Below are 4,828 nucleotides of genomic sequence, written 5' to 3'. Positions count from 1 at the left end.
GGCCCGGCGGACAAGTCGGCGGGACTCGCCGCCACCGCCCGGCTGGCGGAACGTCTCGCCGGTCTCCAGGACCGGCTGTACGCGGCCAGCACGGCCGGCGACACCCGTCGGCTGCTGCTCGTGCTCCAGGGCATGGACACCAGCGGCAAGGGCGGCACGGTCAAGCATGTGATCGGGCACTTCAATCCCGCGGGCTGCCGGGTCAGGGCGTTCAAGACACCGACCGCGGAGGAGCTGAGCCATCCGTTCCTCTGGCGTATCAGACGCGCTCTGCCCGAGCCGGGCGAGATCGGTATCTTCGACCGCTCGCACTACGAGGACGTCCTGATCACGCGGGTGCGCGAGCTGGTCCCACGCCGCGACCTCGGCCGGCGCTACGACGAGATCAATCTCTTCGAGCAGTCGCTCGCCGACACGGGCACCACCGTCGTGAAGGTCTTCCTCCATATCGGCTACGAGGAACAGCGCGCCCGGCTGCTGGCCCGGCTCGACAACCCGGACAAGCACTGGAAGTTCAGCCCGGCCGACATCGACGACCGCGCCCTGTGGCCCGCGTACCGGAAGGCCTACGAACTGGCCCTCGAACGCTGCTCCACCGACGCGGCGCCCTGGTATCTGGTCCCGGCGGACCGCAAGTGGTACCGCAACTGGGCGATCAGCACTCTGCTCCTGGAGCATCTCGAAGCCCTGGATCCGGTCTATCCGAAGGCCGGGTTCGATGTGGCGGAAGCCCGGGACAAGCTGCTGAAGATGCCCTGACCGCGCGAGTGCCGTACAACCGATCCGGGCAGATCATCCTATATTTTCCGTGAGTGACCACATATGCACGTTTGCTCGCCACCGCTACCGCCACCGTCGCCGTCCTGGGCGCCGCGCTCGCCGGATGCGGCACCGGTACGGACTCGCCCGCCTCGCTCTCCGCCTCCCGCTCCGGGGCTCCCGGGAGTACGGGAGTCGGTGCGCCGCCGACCATGGCGCCCGGTCCCGACGGGCTGACACCGGTGTTCAAGCGCGGGACCTCGGCCGCCGGGAAGACCGTGGCGCTCACCTTCGACGCCGATATGACGGCCGATCAGGGGCCACGGGCGGCGAGCGGCGAACAGTTCGACAACCCCTCCCTGATCTCCCTGCTGCGCCGGCTCGACGTACCGTCGACGGTCTTCATGACCGGGCGGTGGGCCGAGGAGTATCCGAGCCAGGCGAAGGCGATCGGCGGCGATCCGGTCTTCGAGATCGCGAACCACTCCTACAGCCACTACGCCTACACGGCCGACTGCTACGGGCTGCCGGCCATCGGCGAGCAGAAGATGGCCGAGGACGTGGAGCGCGCGTTCGCCGCGTTCCGTGCCGCGGGAGCCCGGAATGTGGTGCCGTACTTCCGCTTCCCGGGCGGCTGCTACGACGACGCCGCGCTCCGGGCCCTCGTTCCGGCCAAGGTGACCGCCATCCAGTGGGACGTCGTCAGCGGGGACGCCTTCGCCACGGACGCGGACGCCGTCGCCGAACAGGTCCTCAAGGATGTGAGGCCGGGCTCGCTGGTGGTGATGCACTGCACGCGCAGCGCGGCGCCGGTGACGGAGGAGGCGGTCGGGAAGATCGTGCCGGAGCTGCGCAAGCGCGGCTACCGCTTCGTCAAGGTCTCCGAGCTGATGCGGCACTGAGCACGGGACTCGGCGACGGCCCGTGGACGGCCCGGACAGCGGGCCGTACGCAGACTGCCCCGGACAGGAGGCTCAACCCGAACAGGCCATCCGCTGGGCCTCCTGCCACTCGCAGACGGGACAGAGCGTCACGCCCTTGACCGACTCCGGGTACTCGGTCGGCTTTCCGCAGTGCACACAGTCCGCGTAGACGATCTCTGCCGCCTCTTCCGTCTCTTCCACCGTGGACCGGTCCCGGTCCACAACTGCCTTCTCACTCATACCGTCGAGCGTACTCAGCCGCCGTACTCAGCCGGGCCACGCCGACGGAGTCAGTGCGCGGTGGGCTTCGTCGGCGTCGCCTCGCTCGGCCGGACGATCACAAAGCCCTCGCCCTGGAGCATGAGCTGGACGGCCTCGCCCGAGCCGCCGCGGATCATCGAGCCGACGGACTGCGAACGGTGCAGCGAGGTGCCGAGCTGGCTGCTCCAGCCGACAACCGCGTCCGTGTCGACGTACACCGGCGCCTGCGCCGTGACGGGGATCACGATCGGTGTGCCCTCGCAGATCAGACCGAGCTTGCCGTAGCCGGTGAACACGCTGTTGAAGAGCCCGCCGCCGGTCATTCCGGCGCCCTTCACCGTCTTTATCTCGTACGAGAGCGTCGGGTCGAAGCAGAGCACATTGCGGCCGCTGATGGTGAGCGAGTCACCGTGTTCCACATCGACGATGAAGCAGTTGGCCGCCTCCTGGGCGAACCAGGCCTCGCCCTGTCCTCGGACGGCCATCAGCGGCAGGCCCTCGCCCGTGACGGCCCGCTTGAGCATGCCGCCTATGCCCTGGCCCTTGCGCTCGAACTGGAGACTGCCCCGGTAGGCGATCATGGATCCCTGCCGTGCGTGCATCTCGCCGTTGACGGCGTACTTGATCGACTTGGAGTTCTGGAGTGTCATCCCGGGCGCGGTCGCCGGCTGTGCCAGATGCTCCGCGGTGAAAAGGTCGCTCTTCATGCCGTGCATCCTCGCCCGGAGGCTTCCCTTCCGCCAAGAATCCGGCGGAAGGTCCGCCGGAGCGGCTGGCAGACTGGAGCCGTGAGCAGCGACAACGACAGCAATAACGTCACCGGCACCGTCACCGGCACCGACAGCCCACTCCAACACGAGCGGACGGACCGCGACGAGGCCCCGCAGTTCGTGCTGCCGCTGGTGGTCCATATCGAGAAGGCCACGCCTCCGGCCCGTACCGACGCCCTGGAGACGGCGGCCCGCGCGGTGCTGGTCATGCTCTCCGACGAACGGTCGCTGGGCGAGGGCGAGTGGGCGAGGGCGATACGGGACTGGCAGGACGCCCGGATCCGCAAGGTGGTACGGCGGGCGCGCGGCGCGGAGTGGCGCCGCGCCTCGGCGCTCCCGGGCGTGACGGTCATCGGTACGGGCCTGTCGACGGAGGCCGTACCGCCCGCCGAGGTACGGGTCTTCCCGCCGGTCCCGCTCGACGGCTGGCCCAAGGAGCTCGCAAAGCTCCAGGTCTCGGGCACCGACCTCGCCGACCGGGAGCCACCGCCCGCCGCCGATCCGGCGCATCCCGTCCTCTGGCTCAATCCCGAGCTGGACATGTCCGCCGGCAAGGCCATGGCCCAGGCCGGCCACGGCGCCCAACTCGCCTGGTGGGAGCTGTCGGACACGGACCGCAAGGCCTGGCACACAGCGGGCTTCCCGCTCGCCGTACGCACTCCCGACGCCGCGCACTGGCGCGAACTCACCGCCGCCGGCCTCCCGGTGGTCCGCGACGCGGGCTTCACCGAGATCGCGCCGGGCAGCGCCACCGTGGTCGCCGATCACCCGGCGCTGCGGAGCTGAACGTTCCGGAGTCCCTGTACGTATCTCCCGGTACCGCCACGCCGGTTGAACGGCCCGTCGGCCGGCGGTGGTTCAGCGGTGTCCTATATCGGTTCGGGAGGCAGCACATTGTTGCGACGCATCAACGGTACGGCGCTCATCATCGCGGCACTCGTCGCCACAGTCGGGGCGCTGGCCTTCCCCGTCTGGTCGTACGCCGACCGTTCCGGCACCGGGCAGGCCAATCTCAATGCCTCGTCCGTCGCGACACAGTGGGGGCCGCTCTCCGCGACCGACCGTGATCTGCTGGTCAAGGTACGGCTGGCCGGGCTCTGGGAGCTGCCGGCCGGACAGCAGGCCATCCAGCGCGCGCCCAGCCAGGCCATCAAGGACTGCGGTGACCATCTGGTCGTCGGCCACACCGACCTCGACAAGCGGGCCCGCGATGTGGCGGCCAGGCTCGGGATCGAGCTGCCGAACCAGCCGACCGAGCAGCAGCAGGGCTGGCTCAGAGAGCTGTCCGCGGCCACGGGCCAGGAGTACGAGCGGAAGTTCGCCAATCTGCTGCGCAACGCCCACGGCAAGGTGTTCGCGCTCATCGCGCAGGTACGGCACACGACCAGGAACACCTTGATACGACAGCTCGCCAGCGACGCCAACCAGACCGTCCTCGACCACATCACGATGCTGGAGGCCACCGGTCTCGTCGACTTCGACAGCATCGCCAACGAGGCCGCGGGCGCCGCCACCGCCAGCCCGACCGGACCGCCGCCTCCGGACGGAAACCTTCCGCCCGCGCCGTCGCCCGTCGAGGCCACCGGCGACCAGTCCTTCACCTCCCGGCCCTCCACGCAGCCCGGCGCGCCGACCGCGATCAACACCGACCGGCCGGAGCCGGGAACGGAACAGCAGCCGCCCGCTCCACCGGCGCCCACTCCATAGCCGGGCCGCGCCGCATGGAACCTCAAATCGACCTCTGAACGTCCCTCTCAACGGATTCAGCGGCGCCCGGCGGGGTCATCACCTCTGCACCGTTGCGCTGTCGCGCACCGAGGAGGGGGAGCCATGAACGGCATACCAGAGCTGGGGATCGGTATCGGCTGGCGTCCGGAGATAGCCGACGCGGTGGAAGGGCTGTCCGGGATCGACTGGGTCGAGGCCGTCGCGGAGAATCTCTGCGCCGGCCATCTGCCCGACTCGCTCGTACGGCTTCGTGAGCGCGGCGTCACCGTCGTGCCGCACGGCGTCTCGCTCGGGCTGGGCGGCGCGGACCGGCCCGACGCGCGGCGGCTCGCGGATCTCGCGGAGCGCGCCGAGGCGCTGGGCTCGCCGCTGGTCACCGAGCACATC

At 69.9% G+C, this 4,828-nt stretch carries 7 protein-coding genes; 5 read left to right on the top strand and 2 right to left on the bottom strand.

Annotation, left to right across the window (positions count from 1 at the left end; translation table 11 throughout):
- The coding region (locus tag GA0115259_RS30290; protein ID WP_093602921.1) for a PPK2 family polyphosphate kinase at window positions 1–759 on the top strand (759 nt) is incomplete at its 5' end.
- 53 nt (window positions 760–812) lie between these two features.
- Entirely contained in the window at window positions 813–1,661 is an 849-nt protein-coding gene (locus GA0115259_RS30285; protein ID WP_256098209.1) for a polysaccharide deacetylase family protein, read from the top strand.
- A 72-nt stretch (window positions 1,662–1,733) separates the two neighbouring features.
- Here GA0115259_RS30285 and GA0115259_RS30280 read toward each other — a convergent pair whose 3' ends face one another.
- On the bottom strand, window positions 1,734–1,922 hold the full coding sequence (locus GA0115259_RS30280; RefSeq protein ID WP_093602917.1) for a hypothetical protein: 189 nt from the start codon (window positions 1,920–1,922) through the stop codon (window positions 1,734–1,736).
- A 50-nt stretch (window positions 1,923–1,972) separates the two neighbouring features.
- On the bottom strand, window positions 1,973–2,650 hold the full coding sequence (locus GA0115259_RS30275) for an AIM24 family protein (RefSeq protein WP_093602923.1): 678 nt from the start codon (window positions 2,648–2,650) through the stop codon (window positions 1,973–1,975).
- Between the two features lie 81 nt (window positions 2,651–2,731).
- Between GA0115259_RS30275 and GA0115259_RS30270 the strand changes: the two genes are divergently transcribed.
- The 3 genes from GA0115259_RS30270 to GA0115259_RS30260 form a co-directional block, all read left to right on the top strand.
- Window positions 2,732–3,499 carry a peptidyl-tRNA hydrolase gene (locus tag GA0115259_RS30270; RefSeq protein WP_256098208.1) on the top strand — a complete coding sequence of 256 codons (768 nt, stop codon included), beginning with the start codon at window positions 2,732–2,734 and terminating at the stop codon, window positions 3,497–3,499.
- Window positions 3,500–3,610: 111 nt separating this feature from the next.
- Window positions 3,611–4,420 (top strand): DUF4142 domain-containing protein, encoded by an 810-nt coding sequence (locus tag GA0115259_RS30265; protein ID WP_176732704.1) that lies wholly within the window; start codon window positions 3,611–3,613, stop codon window positions 4,418–4,420.
- A gap of 123 nt (window positions 4,421–4,543) precedes the next feature.
- Window positions 4,544–4,828: multinuclear nonheme iron-dependent oxidase (locus GA0115259_RS30260; RefSeq protein ID WP_176732703.1), on the top strand; the 285-nt coding region annotated here is incomplete at its 3' end.

The sequence above is a fragment of the Streptomyces sp. MnatMP-M17 genome, from assembly GCF_900091995.1.
In the GTDB taxonomy this organism is placed as follows: Bacteria; Actinomycetota; Actinomycetes; order Streptomycetales; family Streptomycetaceae; genus Streptomyces.
The sequence above is the reverse complement of the archived record's forward strand: the minus strand, read 5'-3'. Positions and strand labels throughout refer to the sequence as shown.